The sequence below is a fragment of the Microbispora triticiradicis genome (assembly GCF_005864065.1).
GTDB classification, from domain to species: domain Bacteria; phylum Actinomycetota; class Actinomycetes; order Streptosporangiales; family Streptosporangiaceae; genus Microbispora; species Microbispora triticiradicis.
In genome coordinates this window covers 244,181-261,047 of sequence record NZ_VANP01000002.1, presented here as the reverse complement: position 1 = coordinate 261,047, position 16,867 = coordinate 244,181, and the positions used below count along the sequence as shown (strand labels likewise).

The 16,867-nt window shown below is 73.8% G+C and carries 18 protein-coding genes; 8 read left to right on the top strand and 10 right to left on the bottom strand.

Annotated features, from left to right (window positions below; all coding sequences use genetic code 11):
* Positions 1 to 26: 26 nt before the first annotated feature.
* On the top strand, positions 27 to 392 hold the full coding sequence (locus tag FED44_RS06295; protein WP_244301752.1) for a carboxymuconolactone decarboxylase family protein: 366 nt from the start codon (positions 27 to 29) through the stop codon (positions 390 to 392).
* A 34-nt stretch (positions 393 to 426) separates the two neighbouring features.
* A complete protein-coding gene (locus FED44_RS06290; protein ID WP_117409475.1) occupies positions 427 to 1,176 on the top strand; it encodes an SDR family NAD(P)-dependent oxidoreductase in 750 nt (249 codons plus the stop codon).
* Between the two features lies 1 nt (position 1,177).
* Here the strand turns inward: FED44_RS06290 and FED44_RS06285 are convergent, their stop codons facing one another.
* Positions 1,178 to 2,416 carry a nucleotide sugar dehydrogenase gene (locus FED44_RS06285; protein WP_138460044.1) on the bottom strand — a complete coding sequence of 413 codons (1,239 nt, stop codon included), beginning with the start codon at positions 2,414 to 2,416 and terminating at the stop codon, positions 1,178 to 1,180.
* A gap of 166 nt (positions 2,417 to 2,582) precedes the next feature.
* Here FED44_RS06285 and FED44_RS06280 point away from each other — a divergent pair, with 166 nt between their 5' ends.
* On the top strand, positions 2,583 to 3,752 hold the full coding sequence (locus FED44_RS06280; protein ID WP_117409477.1) for a glycosyltransferase: 1,170 nt from the start codon (positions 2,583 to 2,585) through the stop codon (positions 3,750 to 3,752).
* Positions 3,749 to 4,540: an MraY family glycosyltransferase gene (locus FED44_RS06275; protein WP_138460043.1), complete on the top strand. Its 792-nt coding sequence runs from the start codon at positions 3,749 to 3,751 to the stop codon at positions 4,538 to 4,540. The genes FED44_RS06280 and FED44_RS06275 overlap by 4 nt, the downstream gene beginning before the upstream one ends.
* 19 nt (positions 4,541 to 4,559) lie before the next feature.
* Here FED44_RS06275 and FED44_RS06270 read toward each other — a convergent pair whose 3' ends face one another.
* Positions 4,560 to 5,780, bottom strand: a complete 1,221-nt coding sequence (locus FED44_RS06270; protein ID WP_138460042.1) for an ABC transporter ATP-binding protein — start codon at positions 5,778 to 5,780, stop codon at positions 4,560 to 4,562.
* 123 nt (positions 5,781 to 5,903) lie between these two features.
* Between FED44_RS06270 and FED44_RS06265 the strand changes: the two genes are divergently transcribed.
* Positions 5,904 to 6,911, top strand: a complete 1,008-nt coding sequence (locus FED44_RS06265; RefSeq protein ID WP_117409480.1) for a LacI family DNA-binding transcriptional regulator — start codon at positions 5,904 to 5,906, stop codon at positions 6,909 to 6,911.
* A 6-nt stretch (positions 6,912 to 6,917) separates the two neighbouring features.
* Here FED44_RS06265 and FED44_RS06260 read toward each other — a convergent pair whose 3' ends face one another.
* Complete coding sequence (locus FED44_RS06260) at positions 6,918 to 7,406, bottom strand: glutathione peroxidase (protein WP_117409481.1); 489 nt, start codon at positions 7,404 to 7,406, stop codon at positions 6,918 to 6,920.
* 375 nt (positions 7,407 to 7,781) lie between these two features.
* Here FED44_RS06260 and FED44_RS36265 point away from each other — a divergent pair, with 375 nt between their 5' ends.
* Complete coding sequence (locus tag FED44_RS36265; protein WP_187406044.1) at positions 7,782 to 8,354, top strand: aggregation-promoting factor C-terminal-like domain-containing protein; 573 nt, start codon at positions 7,782 to 7,784, stop codon at positions 8,352 to 8,354.
* A gap of 26 nt (positions 8,355 to 8,380) precedes the next feature.
* Here the strand turns inward: FED44_RS36265 and FED44_RS06250 are convergent, their stop codons facing one another.
* From FED44_RS06250 to FED44_RS06235, 4 genes are all read right to left on the bottom strand, one after another.
* Positions 8,381 to 8,716 carry a DUF202 domain-containing protein gene (locus FED44_RS06250; protein ID WP_138460041.1) on the bottom strand — a complete coding sequence of 112 codons (336 nt, stop codon included), beginning with the start codon at positions 8,714 to 8,716 and terminating at the stop codon, positions 8,381 to 8,383.
* Positions 8,713 to 9,063, bottom strand: a complete 351-nt coding sequence (locus FED44_RS06245; protein WP_117409482.1) for a YidH family protein — start codon at positions 9,061 to 9,063, stop codon at positions 8,713 to 8,715. Before FED44_RS06245 ends, FED44_RS06250 begins: the two co-directional genes overlap by 4 nt.
* 89 nt (positions 9,064 to 9,152) lie before the next feature.
* Positions 9,153 to 9,518: a hypothetical protein gene (locus tag FED44_RS06240; RefSeq protein WP_117409523.1), complete on the bottom strand. Its 366-nt coding sequence runs from the start codon at positions 9,516 to 9,518 to the stop codon at positions 9,153 to 9,155.
* 10 nt (positions 9,519 to 9,528) lie between these two features.
* Entirely contained in the window at positions 9,529 to 10,368 is an 840-nt protein-coding gene (locus FED44_RS06235) for a ferritin-like domain-containing protein (RefSeq protein ID WP_208758858.1), read from the bottom strand.
* A gap of 106 nt (positions 10,369 to 10,474) precedes the next feature.
* Between FED44_RS06235 and FED44_RS06230 the strand changes: the two genes are divergently transcribed.
* Positions 10,475 to 10,735 (top strand): UBP-type zinc finger domain-containing protein, encoded by a 261-nt coding sequence (locus tag FED44_RS06230; RefSeq protein WP_117409483.1) that lies wholly within the window; start codon positions 10,475 to 10,477, stop codon positions 10,733 to 10,735.
* Positions 10,736 to 10,759: 24 nt separating this feature from the next.
* On the opposite strand, the gene FED44_RS06225 is transcribed toward FED44_RS06230, so the two are convergent.
* Together FED44_RS06225 and FED44_RS06220 are read right to left on the bottom strand one after the other, a co-directional pair.
* Positions 10,760 to 12,349, bottom strand: coding sequence for a Na+/H+ antiporter (locus FED44_RS06225; RefSeq protein ID WP_117409484.1), 1,590 nt, complete (start codon positions 12,347 to 12,349; stop codon positions 10,760 to 10,762).
* Between the two features lie 58 nt (positions 12,350 to 12,407).
* Complete coding sequence (locus FED44_RS06220; protein WP_133306132.1) at positions 12,408 to 13,736, bottom strand: hypothetical protein; 1,329 nt, start codon at positions 13,734 to 13,736, stop codon at positions 12,408 to 12,410.
* Between the two features lie 223 nt (positions 13,737 to 13,959).
* On the opposite strand from FED44_RS06220, the gene FED44_RS06215 reads away from it, so the two are divergent.
* Positions 13,960 to 16,020, top strand: a complete 2,061-nt coding sequence (locus FED44_RS06215) for an ATP-dependent DNA helicase (protein WP_138460040.1) — start codon at positions 13,960 to 13,962, stop codon at positions 16,018 to 16,020.
* 54 nt (positions 16,021 to 16,074) lie between these two features.
* Here FED44_RS06215 and FED44_RS06210 read toward each other — a convergent pair whose 3' ends face one another.
* A complete protein-coding gene (locus tag FED44_RS06210; protein WP_208758857.1) occupies positions 16,075 to 16,866 on the bottom strand; it encodes a hypothetical protein in 792 nt (263 codons plus the stop codon).
* Position 16,867: the final 1 nt, after the last annotated feature.

Here is a 16,867-nt window from a genome sequence, read left to right as displayed (position 1 = left end):
TCGGCGGCCGGAACACGACAACCTGAGTGCATGACGCCAGATTCACCGCGGAGGGACCGGACGCCATGGAGCAGGCCCACGGAGAGGACGGCGTCGGCCAAGGGCCGGACGGCCTCTTCGGCGCGCTCGCGGAACGCATGTTCTCGGAGGTGTGGTCCCGCGAGGTCCTCACGTGCCGGGAACGCCGCCTGCTGCTGGTGGGCCTCCTCGTGGGCCAGGGCTTGGACGACGCGCTGGAGCGCCACCTCGACACCGCTCTGCGGTCCGGCGAGCTGACCCCGGCCGAACTGCGCGAGACCGTCGTGTTCCTGACCCTGTACGCCGGGTGGCCCCGCGCGGCCCGGCTCAGCGCCCAGGTGGAGAAGCTGATCTGCCGCACCGCCCGCGCGTGACCCGGCGCGGCGGCGGGATGGGTACGCTGCCGTCATGCCCACCGCACTCATCACCGGCGCGACCGCCGGGATCGGCGCCGCCTTCGCCCGGCGCCTGGCAGCCGACGGGTTCTCCCTGGTCCTGGTGGCCCGCGACGAGGAGCGCCTGACCGCCTCCGCCGAGGCGCTGCACAAGCGGTACGGCGTGACGGCCGAGACGCTGCGCGCCGACCTGGCCACCGAGGAGGGGATCGCGTCCGCCGAGGAGCGGCTGCGCTCGGGGGTGGACCTGCTGGTCAACAACGCCGGGTTCGGGCATCCCGGCGGCTTCCTCGACACCCCGATCGACGACGAGGTCCGGATGCTGCGGCTGCACTGCGAGGCGGTGCTGCGGCTGACGCAGGCGGCCCTGCCGTACATGATCTCCAAGGGCCGCGGCGGGGTCGTCAACGTGGCCTCGGTCGCGGCGTTCCTCCCCGGAGGCACCTACGGCGCGTCGAAGTCGTGGGTGGTGAACTACAGCACCTCGGCGGCCGGCCTGGTCGGCCGCCGCGGCGTGCGGGTGATGGCGCTGTGCCCGGGGTTCGTGCGGACGGAGTTCCACGGCCGGGCCCAGCTCGACATGTCCCATCTGCCGCCCTTCGCGTGGCTGTCGGCCGACCGCGTCGCCGCCGACGCGATGCGCGACCTCGCCCGGGGGGCGTGGGTGAGCGTGCCGTCGGCCCGCTACAAGGCGGTCGTCGCGCTCCTCCGGCTGCTGCCGGTCAACCTGCTCGGCCGGATAGCGCGGGTCCGCTACCGGTGACTCAGAGCCGCTCGACGTTCGGGCCGCGGCAGCGGCCCCGGGTGTCGAAGACGAACCGGCTCGCCCGCTGGACCAGGTCGTAGTCGTAGCAGTCGGGCGCGCCGAGCACCACGACCACGTCCGCGCGCGCCAGTTCGGCGGCGTCCGGCTCGACGACCTCGACGCCCGCGGGCACCAGCAGGTCGCCGGCGCGGGAGTCGGCGGCCCGGGGGTCGGCGGCCCGCACCCGGGCGCCCAGCCGGCACAGCGACTTCGCCACCTCCACGGGCGTCAGGCCGAGCAGCAGGATCCGGCTGCCCCGGACCGCGCGGCAGCGCCGGTTGAGCGCGAGGCCGATCCGGTCCACCACGTACGCCGGCATGTTCGCGTTGACGTCGTTGGCCGCCTCGATCAGCCGGAAGCCGCGCCCGGCCCGGTGCCTGACCGCCCACGGCACGTACGACACGTCGACCGGCAGGCACGAGTCCGGCAGGCCCGGGCCCGGCCGCGCGCCGGGCCGGCCGTACGGGGTGCCGGCGGCGGCCTCGGCGGCCTCCCACACGTCGACGCCGAGCTGCCCGGCGAAGATCGCCAGCTCGTTGGCCAGGGCGGCGTCCAGATGCGCGCGGGCGCCTTCCAGCAGCGCGCACAGCTCGGCCACGCGGGGCGACGACACCGGCACGGTCTCCCGCACCAGCCGCCCGTAGAGGTAGGTCACGGCCCGCAGCGAGGCCGGGCCGACGCCCGACACGACCTTCGGCGTGTTGCCGATCCGCCAGCGGGGGTCGCCGGGCTCGGCGCGGCGCGGGCTGTGGCCGAGGTGGAAGTCCTCCCCCGTCCGCAACCCCGACCCGCGTTCCAGGATCGGCCCGACGAACTCCTCGGTGGTGCCGGGGTAGGCGGCGGTCTCCACCACGACGGTCGCCCCCGGGCGTACGAAGGGGGCGACGCGGCCGGCGGCCGTGCCGAGCGGGCCGAGGTCGGGCGCGCCGTCCCGCATCCGCACGGCGACGGTGAGCACGCAGAAGTCGAACCCGGACGCGTCGGCGGCGTCGGCGCTGGCCGTGTAGCGGCCGGAGGCGTGCGCGGCGGCGAGCTCGCCCGCGCCGACGCCCTCCACGCAGGGCTCCCCCGCGTTCAGCCGCTTGACCCGCCACTCGTCCTCGTCGAGGCCGACCACGCGGAACCCGGCCTCCGCGGCGCGTGTCGCAAGGGGCAGGCCGGCCGGGCCCTGGCCCACGACCACCAGCTTCTCCGCCATGGGGACGACTGTAGGAGCGGCCGTGCCGCCCGCCCCGCGATTGCCGGACGGACCGCTGTAAGGCTTGGGTACGGATACGGAAAAGTCTCTTCCGGCGGCGTCTGGGCGTCCGGTCGCGACGGGACGGGCGGGCTAGCTTCTCCGACATGATCAGGGAGGAGCCAGCATGAAACCGGACGACCGGATTCGTGTCATGGAGATAATCGCCCGGATGAACGTGAGCGGTCCCGCCACCCAGGTCACGGGGTTGTGCGAGCGGCTCAGCCCGGTGGAGTTCGACCACCGGCTCTACACCGGCTACGTGGACGGCGGCGAGGGCGACCATCTGCAGCTTCGCGACGCGACGATCCCGGTCCACCGGGTGCCGGGCCTCGGCCGGGCGATCAAACCGGCCGACGACTACCGCGCCCTGTTCGGGCTGGCGAACGCGATGCGCGAGTTCCGGCCGCACATCGTGCACACACGGACCACCAAGGCCGGCGCGCTGGGCCGCCTCGCGGCCCGCCTGTCGGGCGCCGGCGCGGCGCGCGTGCACACCTATCACGGTCATCTCCTGGACGGTCAGCTCTCGCGCCTCCGCCGGGCCGTCTACACCCGCACCGAGCGCCGCCTCGCGTCCATGACCGACCGCATCGTCACGGTCGGCGCGCGGGTGCGCGACGACCTCCTCGCCGCCGGGATCGGCCGGCCCGAGCAGTACGTGGTCATCCCCCCGGGCACCCGTCTCGACCCGCTTCCCGACCGCGCGCGGGCGAGGGCCGCGCTGGGGGTCCCGCTCGACGCGCCGGTCGTGGCGTACGTCGGGCGGCTGAAGAAGGCCAAGCGGCCGGACCGGCTCGCGGAGGTCGCCCGGGCGGTCCTGGCGCGGCTGCCCGGCACCCGGTTCCTCGTGTGCGGCGGCGGCGAGCTCAAGGAGGAGCTGGAGCGGGCCGTCATGCCGATGTGGGACTCCTTCCGCCTGCTCGGGTGGCGGCGCGACGTCGAGACGGTGTACGCGGCGGCGGACGTGATGCTGCTCACCTCCGACAGCGAGGGCACGCCGCTCTCGCTCGTGGAGGCCGGCATGGCGGGGCTGCCCGTGGTGGCCACGCGGGTGGGCAGCGTGCCCGAGATCGTCGTGGACCGCCGCACGGGGTTCCTCACCGAGCCCGACGCGGACGAGATGGCCGACCACCTCGTGCGGCTGCTGGTGGATCCGGGCCTGACCCGGCGGATGGGCGAGTCGGCCCGCGCGTGGACCTGCCGGGCGTTCGGCGTGGACCGGCTGGTGGCCGACACCGAGGCGCTCTACCGCACGCTGCGCGGCGCGGCGCGGTCGGAGGTGGGCAGCCGGTGACGCCCCTTCTGACCTCCGTGCTCGCCTGGGCCGCCGGCTGCCTGCTCGCCGCCGCGGGCCTGCGTCCGGTCCGCCGTACGATCCCCTGCCTGGGCGGGATGACGCTCGCGGCGGTGACGGCGGGCGCCACGGTGGCCGCCACGGCGGCGGCCCTCGGCCCGCCGGACCGGCGGGTGAGCGCGGTCCTGCTGGCCGCCGCGGCGGTGGCGCTGCTCGGCCTGATCGCGGACGTGGGCGCACTGCCCCTCGCCACCCGCCTGGTCGTGGAGTCGGTGGCGGCGGGCGGCGTCGTGCTGTGCGGGGTGCAGGTCACGCTGACGGGCGACTGGCCGGACGGTCCGCTCAGCGTGATGTGGATCGTCGCGATGACCAACGCCCACGCGCTGCTCGACCGGCTCGGCGGCGCGCTCGCCGGGGTCGCCGCCGTCACCGGGGCGGGTCTCGCCGCCGCGGCGCTCCTGCTCGCCGACCCGGCCCTCGCGGTGCCCGCGGCGGTCCTGTCCGGCGCCTGCCTGGGGTTCCTCCCGTACGGCAGGGGGCGAGGGAGGGTGCGTCTCGGGCCGTCCGCCGCGCTGTTCGCCGGGTTCGGCCTGACCTGCCTCACGGTCGCGCTCGCCGCGGGACGCGGCCCGGCGGCGATGACGGCCGGGATGCTGGTTCCCGCGCTGGCGGTCGCGCTGGGAGCCGGGCTCTACGGCGTCCGCCCCCGGCGGTGGGCCGGGGGCGGACGGCGGGGCGCGGCCGGAGGTGTGCTCCGGGACGTGCGTCAGGGCGTGCGCCGGGCCTGAGAGGCCGGCGCCTGGGGGCTCAGCGGCCGATGTTGGCCTCGTGGCCGATGGACAGGCCCGAGTCGACGTCGAAGAAGTGCAGGTTGTGGGTGTCGACGACGAGCTCGATGTCCTGACCGGGACGGACGTGGCTGCGGGCGTTGACGCGGGCGGTCCACAGCGACTTGTCGCCGGTGAGCGGCAGCGACGTCTCCTCGTCGTCGCCGTCGTTCGCTGCGGCCACGGTGTCCTTGTGCTCGACCGGCGGGGCGTCGATCGTGAACAGGACGTTGATCTCCGAGCCGAGCTCCTCGGTGACGGTCGCCTTGACCGGGATGTGCGCCCAGCCGGCGCCGTTGCCGCTCGCGGAGCCGGAGTCCTCGAAATCCGAGGGCCGGATGCCGAGGATGATCTTGCGGCCGATGTAGCGGTCGAGGCCCGGCTTCTCGGCGAAGGTCGAGTCGGGGACCGGCAGGCGGTAGCCGGCGAAGGCGACGGTCGCGCCGCCGTTGTCGCGGACCAGCTCGGCGTAGGCGAAGTTCATGGCCGGGGAGCCCATGAAGCCGGCGACGAACAGGTTGACCGGGTCGTCGAACAGGTTCTGCGGGGTGTCGACCTGCTGGAGCACGCCGTCGCGCAGGACGCAGACGCGGTCGCCGAGGGTCATGGCCTCGACCTGGTCGTGGGTGACGTACACCGTGGTGACGCCGAGGCGCTCGTGCATCTGGTTGAGCGAGGCGCGCATCGAGACGCGGAGCTTGGCGTCGAGGTTGGACAGCGGCTCGTCCATCAGGAAGGCCTGGGGCTCGCGGACGATGGCGCGGCCCATCGCGACGCGCTGGCGCTGACCACCGGACAGGGCGGCGGGCTTGCGCTTGAGGTACTGCTCCAGGCCGAGCATGCGGGCGGCGTCGTTGACCCGCTTCTGGATCTCCGACTTGGGCATCTTGCGCAGCTTGAGGCCGAAGGCGAGGTTCTCCTCGACCGTCATGTGGGGGTACAGCGCGTAGTTCTGGAAGACCATCGCGATGTCGCGGTCCTTCGGCGGAAGGTGGTTCACCACGCGGTCGCCGATGACGATCTCGCCGCCGCTGATGTCCTCCAGGCCGGCGATCATCCGCAGGGCGGTGGACTTGCCACATCCCGACGGGCCGACCAGCACCATGAACTCGCCGTCCTTGATCTCCAGGTTGAGGCCGTTGACGGCCTTCACCCCGCCCGCGTAGATCTTGTCGACACTGTTCAGAACGATAGAAGCCATGCCAGTCCTTCGCGCTTGCGAGTCAAGAGCAAGTGGATACGTTTTCATGACTGTCCCGTGAAATGCCGCCTATTGTCAAGATTTCGGTCACATGCCGGATGGAATCATGGTGGAATCGTTTCCATGAGTGGTCCAGCACAGCGGCGAATAACGATCAAGGAAGTGGCGGAGGCGGCGGGGGTCGGGGTGGCCACCGTGTCACGCGTCCTGTCAGGAGGCTCGGCGAGCCCCGAGACCCGGGAGAAGGTGTTCGCCGCCGCGGCCAGGCTCGACTACCGGCCGAGCGCGCTGGGGCGCAACCTCCGGCGCCAGCGGACCGGCGGCGTCGGGCTGCTGGTCCCCGACATCACCGACAGCTTCTACGCGCGCCTGGCCGACGGCGTGCTGTCGTGCGCCCGCTCGTACGGCGAGCCCGTGACGATCGGGGTCACCGGCGACGACCCCGAGCGGGAGGCCGAGCTGATCGGCGCGCTGATCGAGCAGAGCATGGACCGGCTCATCGCGGTGCCGTCGGGGGACGGCGACATGTGGGCGCCCGCGTTGCGGGCGGGGCTCAACGTCGTGTTCGCCGACCGGCGGGTGCGGACCGACGTGCCGAGCGTGGTGCCCGACGACCGGGCGGGTGTGCTCACGGCGGTCGAGTACCTCGCCGGGCTGGGCCACCGCAGGATCGCGTTCCTCGCCCGGCACGGGCAGTCGCAGCGGGTGACCGCGTTCCTGAGCGCGGCGGCGTCGCTGGGGCTGCCGGTCGACCGCGACATGGTCGTGCACGCGCGGGCGAGCCGCGACTCCGCCTACGCGGCCGCCGCCGGGCTGCTGCAGCACCACTCGGACGTCACGGCGGTCCTCGCGGGCGGCAACGTGCTCGGCGAGGCGGCCGTGCTGGCCGCCCGGGAACTGGACGTGCGGATCCCCCGGGACGTGTCGCTCATCATGTTCGACGACGTGCCCTGGGCGGAGCTGTGCTCCCCGCCGCTGACGGTGATCGCCCAGCCCGCCCAGGACATCGGGTACCGCGCCGCCGAACTGGTGCTGCGGCAGGGCCGCCGGCCTCCGGCGGTCACGCTGCCCACGCGGCTCGTCGTACGGGCGAGCTGCGGGCCCCGGGTCGCGCCGCGCCGGTCCTCCTGAGGTCCGTCAGGAGACGACCTTCTCGATCGCCTCGGCGATCTCCGGCGACTCGGGCGCGACACGGGGGCGGAACCGGGCGACCACCTCGCCGTCGGCGGAGACGAGGAACTTCTCGAAGTTCCACTCCACGTCGCCCGCCGACCCCGAGGCGTCGGGGACGGCCGTGAGCTCGGCGAAGAGGGGGTGCCGTCCCGGGCCGTTGACCTCGGTCTTCTCCAGCAGCGGGAAGTCCACGCCGTACGTCGTGGAGCAGAACTCCACGATCTCCTCCGCCGAGCCGGGCTCCTGGCCCATGAACTGGTTGCAGGGCACGCCGACGACGGTGAAGTCGCGGTCGGCGTAGGCCCGCTGGAGGGCGACCAGGCCGCCGTACTGCGGGGTGAGGCCGCACCTGGAGGCGACGTTGACCACCAGCGCGGCCCGCCCGCCGAGCAGGCCGCCGATGGTCGTGGCCGTGCCGTCGATCGTGTTCACGGGGATCTCGAGAACGCTCATGTCCGCACCATACGTCCCGTCTTCCCCGCCGTGCCTCGCAGGGCCCCCTGATGCGCGCCGTGTCGTCCCGGTCGTCCCGCGCCCGTGGCCGTCTGTACCCCTGCCGACCGGTGCCCCTGGTTAACCTGCGCCCCCGGGGACGGTCGGCGTTGGGCGGCGGATCGGCAAAGAACCGTCCGCGGCGTGTCGCGAATGCCGCCGCCGGGGCGGGCCGCCGTATTTCAATCCGCGTGAGGACCCGTCGCGGTGCCCCCCGGAAGCTCTTCGTGATCCGGTGCGGGCCGAGCGGACGGCGACGCCCGCGCCACGGGCGTACGGCCGCGAAGGGCGCCGGCGCGCGCCCCTTCCGCACGCGACCCGATGACAAGGACCGATTTGGACAGCAACAGCGTTCTACGCAGCACAGTCGCCGCCGTCGTCGCGGCCGCCCTGACCGGTGGCGTGACCGGCAGCCTGACCGGAGGCGTGAGCGGCGTCGCATGGGCCGGAGAGTCGGCCACCACTGAGTCGGCCGGTGAGTCGGCCAATGATTCGGCCGGTGGGTCGGCGGCGGTGCCGGCCGGGCAGAACGCCCGTCAGGTCACGCACCTCGGGGTGTGGACGATGCGGGCGGCGCCCGAGGCACCCAGGTTCCGGGCGCCGGCGAAGGCGCTCAGCAAGGCCTACGCCTTCCGGCTCGTCACCCGCCGCACGTGGTCGGGCCAGGAGTTCCAGTGCCTGGACAGTCTCTGGACCAGGGAGAGCAACTGGGACCACCGGGCCTACAACTCCGGCTCCGGCGCCTACGGCATCCCGCAGGCGCTGCCCGGCGACAAGATGGGCTACGTCGCCCAGGACTGGCGGTTCAACCCGCAGACCCAGATCAGGTGGGGACTGCGGTACATCAAGGGCCGTTACGGCTCTCCGTGCGGCGCGTGGGGTCACTTCCGGTCCCACAACTGGTACTGAACACAGGCGCGCGGGCCGGGGTCTCGTCAGGCGAGGCGGAGCACCAGGACCAGTGCTCCGGCCGCGGCGGCGAGCGCCCCGGCCCAGGCGACGCGGGCGTCCAGCCCGGAGCGGAGCGGGCGCCCGTGCCGCAGCGCCCGTTCCAGGGCGCGGTGCCGCAGCCCGGTGCGCAGGAGCAGGACGGCGCCGGCGAGCGCCACCACCCCGAAGGGGACGGCGAGGCCGGGCAGGTCGTCCCGCAGCGCCGCCCCCGCCGCCCCGATGCCGGAGCCCGACATCAGGACCGCCGTCCGCACCCAGGCCAGCCGGGTCCGCTCGCCGTGCAGGCCCGGCCTGGGGCCGCCGCCCCCGGAGGTGGTCACGCGAGCACCCTCGGCACGAGGATGAGGAGCAGTGCGAGGAGGGCCACCCCGGCCACGCCGTACCCGAACATGGGCGCCAGGGCGGGCGGCGGGAGCGCTCGGTCCTCACGTAGCGCGCGGTCGATGTGCCGCCAGCGGGGATAGGCCGAGCCCGCCGCCAGGGCGGACAGCAGCACGAGCACGACGGCGAGCAGCGTGCGCACCCATGGGACGAAGACGCCTTCGGGCACGACCGCCATGGCGATGCCGCCCGCGCTCAGTGCGAGAGCGGTGCTGATCCAGGTGAGGAACGTGCGCTCGTTGGCGAGCACGAAGCGGGGGTCTGGCTCGTTCTCGTTCCCTCTCATAGGAGAACGCTAATTCTGCCCCTTTTCCGGCAGATTTCCCGGGTTGCGCCCAATTCCGGATGTCTCGGCCGGGCCCTCCGGCGGCCGGGTCAGATGCAGGCCTCGCTGACCTCGCGGAGGTACTTCGCGCCGTCGGTCGCCACCCTCTGCGCCGCGTCCACCGCCGCGTTGGCGTCGTCGACGTTCAGCTTCTGGAGGCTGTCGGCCAGCCCCTGCAGGGCGTCCCTGAGGCTGGTGTCGGCGGCCTTGTTCGCCATGTCCTCCAGGTCGGCGGCGCCGTCCTCGATCTTCTTGCGCATCGCGGCGGGATCGTCGGCGACCTTGCCGATCTCGCTGACCGTGCGGCTGATCACCTTCGTCGCTTCGGCGCACGACTGGGCCTTGTCCGCGGTCGCGCAGCCCGAGGCGAGCAGGACGGCGGCGGCGCAGGCGGCGGCGAGGGGGAGGAGTCGCATACCGATCACCCTACCCAACCGTCCCCCGATCGCCGCGGCTTCGCACGGCGGCGGTTCCCGCACCCTCCGCCCGTCCGGTGCCGCCGTGTCCGGCGCCGCTTTGGTATTCGACGCCGCTGTCTCCGGCGCCGCTCCGCCCGGACGGCCACATGACGCCGGCGACGACGGCGCGGAAGCCCGCCGCCACCTCCCGGACGAAGACGGTGCCCGGCACCCCAACCCCACGCAGCGCCCCGCCGTGGTCGGCCACGACCACGGCGACCACGCCGGCCAGCAGGGCCCACCACAGGGCCGAGGCCGCCGCCCGCGTCAGCCGCGACGACCTCCGGAAGGACCACCGCAGCCGGTCGCGGTGGAACGGCACGTGGCGAAGCTCGTCGGCGAGGATCCGTCCGGCGACCTCGGCGGCCAGCGGATCATCGGCGCCGTCGCGCACGGCCCGGTAGTAGGCCAGCGCGACCACCTCGGCGAGCATGAGGACCATCAACTCCATGCGCAGCCCGAGGAGCCGCCGCAGCCGGACGAAGACGGCGTCGGTCCAGTGGCCCGGGAGGGTCGCCGCGCCCGCCGCCTCGATCAGCCGGGCCAGCAGACGGGCGTGTTCGCGCTCCTCCGCGACGAACAGCCGGACCGCGGCCGCGTACACCGGGTCCCCGGCCCGGGCGGCCTTGCCCGTGAGGAAGGCCCCGTCGCCGTCCTCGCCCACCTGGAACCGCTGGAGGCTGCGCACCAGGGCGGGGTCCAGCCGCGCGCCCCGGCTCCAGTCGGGGTCGCCCCACGTACGGCGGAGCAGCGCGGCGCCCTCGAAGTCGCGCAACCAGTTCGTGAAGTCACCGATGTCGACCGTCATGGCCGGGAACCTACGGGCCCGGGATGCAGATTCCGGGGGCGGGTTTGTAGAGGTTTGAAGGAGAACGCGGCCGGGCCAGTCGAGTGGGGGTCATAGCATCTGCGGCATGGGATCGTGTGAACATCTGCTCGTGACCGCCGAGGCCGACGCGCTCACGCCGGAAGGCTGTCAGGAGTGCCTGAACCTCGGTATGCACTGGGTCCACCTGCGCAAGTGCCTGACCTGCGGCCACATCGGCTGCTGTGACTCCTCTCCCGGCAAGCACGCCACCGCCCACTACAAGGAGACGTCCCACCCGGTGGTCCGCTCCTACGAGCCGGGCGAGAACTGGCGCTGGTGCTACCTGGACCAGCGCCTCGGCCAGTAAGCCCGGGAGCCGCCCGGCAGCCGCTCAGCCGCGTTCGAGCGTCGCCTCCTCGAAGTCGAGTTCCTGCATCACCCGGTGGAGCACCTCGTCGTCGATGCGGCGCTCGTCGCGCAGCCGTACGAACACGTCGCGCTCGGCGGCGAGCATCTCCCGGCGCAGCCGCCGGTAGAGCGCGGCGGGCGTCTCCTCGCCCTCCGCGCCGGTGCCGCCGCCGAGCCGTTCCCAGGCGTGCATGGCCCGGCGCTCGGCGCGGGTGCGCAGCTGGTCGACGACCTCCTCGTGAACGTCGCGCACGCCGTCGGAGGTGAGCTCCTCCAGCCGTGACAGCGCCGCCGACGCGGCGGCCTGCTGGGCGCCCGCCTCCGCCAGGTCGTCGGCGTACCGCTCCCTGGCCGTGGAGACCCCGAGCTTCCTGATCAGCCAGGGGAACGACAGGCCCTGCACGATCAGGGTGCCGACGACGACGGCGAACGTCAGGAACAGCAGCAGGTTGCGCTGGGGGAAGTCCTCGGGCAGGGCGAAGGCCGCGGCCAGCGACACCACGCCGCGCATCCCCGCCCAGCTCGTCACCACCACGTTCTGCCACGACGGCGTCTTCGGCTCCCGGGTGCGCACCCGCTTCGACAGCATCCGCGGGAGGTAGGTGCTGGGCGGCACCCAGGCGGCCCGTACGAGGACGACCACCAGGAACAGCACGACGGCGTACGTCGCGAGCCGCGCGGGCGGCTGACCGTCCAGCCCGGCGAGGATCGGGCGCAGCTGCAGGCCGATCAGCGCGAACACGATGGACTCCAGCACCAGGTCGACCACCCGCCAGACCGCCCCGGACAGCAGGCGCGTGCCGTACGAGCTCCGGCTGAGCTCGTGCCCCAGGTAGATCCCGACGATCACCACGGCGATCACGCCGGAGGCGTGCACGGCCTCGGCCGCCAGATAGGCGGCGTACGGCACGAGCAGCGAGACGCCGTTGGCGATCAGCGCGTCGCCGAGCCGCCGCAGCACGAGGCCCGCGATCCGCGCGATGGCGAGGCCGATGACGAGGCCGAGCCCGGCGGCCAGGAGGAACTGCCCGCCGACGTCCAGCACTCCCCCGGCCGTGCCGGCCACGGCGCCCAGCGCGACCCGGTAGGCGGTCAGCGCGGTGGCGTCGTTGAACAGGCTCTCGCCCACCAGGATGGTCAGCGCCCGCCGCGGCAGGCCGAGGCGGCGCCCGATGGCGACCGCGGACACCGCGTCGGGCGGCGCGATGATCGCGCCGAGCGCGAAGGCCGCGGCCAGGGGAAGCTGCGGCACCATCGCGTGCGTGACGAACCCGACCACCACGGTGGTCATCAGGACGAGCCCGACCGCGAGGAGCCCGACGGGCCGGGCGGCGTCACGCAGCCGCAGATAGGAGCTGTCCAGCGCCGCCGAGTAGAGCATCGGCGGCAGGAAGACCAGCAGGACGATGTGGGGGTCGAGCCTGTAGTCGGGGACGCCGGGCAGGTAGGAGGCGGCCAGCCCGGCGACGACCAGGAGCAGCGGGGACGACCAGTCCCGCCATCGGGCCAGGGCGGCGACGGCGAGAGCGCCGGCGGGAAGAAGCAGGAACTGCAGTGCCGTTGAGGTGTCCATCAGAGGACGAGGTTACTTACAGCTGGAACCCCTGCCGACCACCGGCCCGTAAATCGGCCTACCAGCCCCGCGCGTCCTCCCAGTTCTCCTGACCGTCGTCCGGCCACTGGGCCGGGCTCTCCCCGGTGGTCCGCCCGGAACGCCGTCTTCCGTGGCGCTCGTGCTCCGCGTGCGGGTCGGGGCCCTGGCCCGCCGGCCACTGGTCCGGCCGCAGCCGCTCGCCCGTGTGGTAAAGCGGCGGTTCGTTCATGTACGGCCGGACGGAGCCGATGCCGAGGGGATCGTTCGGGTCGACCGCCGGGGGCTGCTGACGGGGGTCCGCCAGGGGCCCGGTCTGGGTCGCGGAGGACGCGACGAGGCGGTCCTGCGTGGGGGTCCCCCGGGCGACGAGCACGTCGTTGGGGCCGAGGGCGGGCGGGGCGGGGTGGGCCTCGGGGGCCGGTGCGGGCGGCGGGACCGGCGGGCGGGCGTACTGCCCCGTGCCGGGGAAGTCCGGATACTCGTAGTCGCCCTGGTAGTCACCCTCGTAGGTGCTCTGGTAAGTGCTCCGGTAGTCGCCGCGGGCCGGCTGCTCGGGGTAGCCCGCGTCGTGTCCCCGGTGGGCGTCCGGCGCGGCATACCCGTTCTCGCCCCGCGCGTACGCGTCGTGGGCGGCGCCGTAGCCGTCCTGGGCCTGGCCGTAGGAGCGCTGCGGCGTGGCGTACGGATCGTCGGCAGTGTACGGATCGCGGGTGGCGTAGCCGTCTCCGGGCTGGCCGGCGGCGTACCCGTCGGGCGGCGTGGCGTAGCCGTCCTGGGCCTGGGCCGCGTAGCCGTCCTGCGGCCGGGTGCCGTAGGGATCGGCGGCCTGCGTGGGGTAGGCGTCCTGCGCCTGGGCGGCGTAGGGGTCCTGAGCGGGGTACGGGTCCTGAGCGGGGTAGGCGTCCGCGGCCTGCGCGCCGTACGCGTCCCTGACCGGGGCGGCGTACGGGTCGTGGGCGGGATAGGGGTCCTGGGCCTGCGTGGCGTACGGGTCCGGGGCCGCGTAGGGGTCCTGGGCCGGATAGACGTCCCGGCTCTGGGCCTCCTGCTCCTGCCGCTGAGCGTGCGCCGGGTATGCCTCCCGGCCGGCGGCGGCGTAGCCGTCCTGGTCGGGCGCCTGCCGGGGGAAGGGCCCGGTGCCGGCGTCCTGGTCCGGGACGTCCTCCTCCGCGAACCCGTCGTCCAGGGTGTCGATCAGACGTCCCACGTCGTCCATGGGCATACGGAAACTGGCCGTGCACATCTCGCCCCGCCACAGACTCAGCACCAGCGTGCCGTCGTGCCAGGTGACCCTGAGCACGCGGTCCTGACCCCGTGCGTCGAAGAACACCTCGCCGAACGATGGCAATGGGACAACTTCCGACATGGCAGTCATAGTGCCTTTACCAGCCCTTTTTCGTCCACTCGATCCCGGGAACCCTGGCGCAACATCCGCTTCGTCCTCTTTGACCTCACTGGGAAGATCGCCGTTGACCTTGAGAGCACTGGTATCCAGTGTGCCATGCGGGCCGGGAGGGAGTTCCTGGAACGCCAGGATGTGGTGAACGCGGCACGCACGAGATGTCGGTGGCAGGGGGTAGCGTTCTGCCGTGCCAAAGGACCGTCCCGAGCTTCCGCCCGTCGAAGAACTCCTCACCGCCGCGGTGACCGCGGTGGGCGGCGTCGAGCGCCCGGGCCAGGTCAAGATGGCGCAGGCGGTGCGCGACGCCGTCGAGAGCGAGGAGCACCTGGCCGTGCAGGCGGGCACGGGCACCGGCAAGTCCCTGGCCTACCTGGTGCCCGCGATCAGGCACGCGGCCGAGAGCAAGAAGGCCGTGGTGGTGTCCACCGCCACCATCGCGCTGCAGCGCCAGCTCGTCGACCGCGACCTGCCCCGGCTGGCCGACGCCCTGGAGGGCCTGCTGCCGCACCGTCCCGAGTTCGCGATCCTCAAGGGGCGCCGCAACTACCTGTGCCGCCACAAGACGGCGGCGGGCATGCCCGAGGACGAGGACGACCAGCTCTTCGACCCGCGCGAAATCAGCGCGACCGGCCGGATGGTGCAGCGGATCCAGGACTGGGCCGACGAGACCGAGACCGGAGACCGCGACGAGATCGTGCCAGGGGTCAGCGACCAGGCCTGGCGGCAGTTCTCGGTGACCGCCCGGGAGTGCCTGGGCGCCCAGCGCTGCCCCAGCGGCGCCGACTGCTTCGCCGAGCTCGCCCGGGAGCGGGCGGGCGAGGCCGACGTCGTGGTGACCAACCACGCGCTGCTCGCGATCGACGCGATGGAGGACTTCGCCGTCCTCCCCGAGCACGACGTGGTCGTCGTGGACGAGGCGCACGAGCTCGCCGACCGGGTCACCTCCGTGGTCACCGGCGAGCTGTCCGAGGCCACGGTGAGCCTGGCGGTGCGCCGGGCGGGACGGCTCGTCGAGCAGGGGGTGGCCGACCGGCTGCAGGAGGCGGGCGAGGACCTGCGCGCCCTGCTGGGCGCCGCGCCGCCCGGCCGCGTCGACACGCTGCCGCAGTCGCTCGGGCTGACGCTCTCTCTGGTGCGGGACGCCGCGTTCGCGTGCATCACGGCGCTCGGGCCGCGCAACAAGGACAAGGACGACCCGGAGAACGCCGGGCTGCGCAAGGCCGCCTTCACCGTGCTCGACGACGTCCACGACACCGCGCAGCGGATGCTCGACGCGTTCGGCCCGGCGGCCGGCGGGACCGGCACGGGCGGCGACGCCCCCGGCGCCGGGGCTCCGGACTCCGGCGGGCCGGCGGGCGGCGGCGACGCGGAGACCGAGGAGATCCACCGGGCGGAGGTCGTCTGGCTGGAGGAGGGCCGCGGCCGCGTCCCGCCCACCCTGCGGGTCGCGCCGCTGTCGGTGGGCGGCATGCTGCGGGACAAGCTGTTCGGCGACCGGACCGTCGTCCTCACCAGCGCCACGCTCGCACTGGGCGGCACCTTCGACAGCCTCGCCCGGCAGTGGGGCCTGCGGCCGGGCGAGTGGACCGGCCTGGACGTCGGCTCGCCGTTCGACCACCCGCGCCGCGGCATCCTCTACGTCGCCACACATCTCCCCCAGCCCGGCCGCGACGGCCTGCCGGAGGCGTACGTCGACGAGATCGCCGAGCTGATCGAGGCGGCGGGCGGGCGCACGCTCGGCCTGTTCTCCTCCATGCGGGCCGCCAAGGCCGCGACGGAGGCGCTGCGCGAACGGCTGGACGTGCCACTGCTCTGCCAGGGCGACGACGCGACCGGACAGCTCGTCAAGCAGTTCGCCGGCGACCCCGCCACCTGCCTGTTCGGCACGCTCTCCCTGTGGCAGGGCGTCGACGTGCCGGGGCCGTCGCTGACTTTGGTGATCATCGACCGGATCCCGTTCCCGCGCCCCGACGACCCGCTCGCCTCCGCGCGGCAGCGGCACGTCGCGGCCAAGGGAGGCAACGGCTTCATGGCGGTCGCGGCCACCCACGCCGCGCTGCTGCTGGCCCAGGGGGCGGGCCGCCTGCTGCGCTCGATGGACGACCGCGGCGTCGTCGCGGTGCTCGATCCCCGGCTGGCCACCGCCCGCTACAGCGGGTTCCTGCTGAACTCGCTGCCGCCCTACTGGCGCACCACCGACCCCGCAAAGGTCCGCGAGGCCCTGCGCCGCCTGACCGCCGACCTCTGACCGCCGAGTTCCGCCTCCTCGGCCCGCTCGCTCTCCGCGATGCCGGGCGCTCCCTCACATCCCCGTGATCGCGCCGAACGTCTCGCCCGCGTCGAGCCGCCGGACGAGGTCGAGCACGACGTGCGGCCCGCCGTTGGCGGCGACCCACCGGCTCACCCGGCACGCCGCCCGGGCATAGGTGTTCCCGTCTGCGCCGGCGGCCCGCAACCAGGCGTCCAGCGTCGTCGGCAGCGGGGCGTCCGTGCTCATGAGGCAGCGGTCGGCCGCGGTGCCCGGCGCGGTGTCGGGCTCAGTACCCGGCGCGGTCTCGGGCGCGAGATACCGCGGGTCGCCGGAGACCAGGACGGCCAGCCCTTCGTCGAACCACTGCGGCACCTCCGCTCCCGCGTCAAGCCGGGCGTGCAGTTCGACGTGTGACATCTCGTGGGAGGCGATGACCGGGTCCACGCCCGAGGGCGACAGCATCACCGCGCGGTTCAGCACCGCGACGCCCCGCTCCCCGCCGCCGCCGATCCGCCGGTAGCAGCGGTCGCTGAGGCAGGCGAGGATCCGCGGAGAGGCCCGCCTGTCTCCGTAGAAGTCGCGGACGCGCCGCTCCGCCTCCTCCACGGCCGAGACCACCTGCCGCTTCCGGTACGGCGGCAGGCCCTGTTCCGCGTAGACGTCCCCCGCCAGCCGTTCCAGTCCGTAACAGCCGGGGCAGGTGGCGGCGGCGACCGCGGGGTAGGCCACCGCCACGACGGCGGCCGCCGCGATCGGCAGAGCCACGAGCGCGGCGAGCAGCCACACCCGCCCGCGCCGGAACGCGCCGCCACGCGAGCCCGCGCGCCGCCACCTCGACGTCATC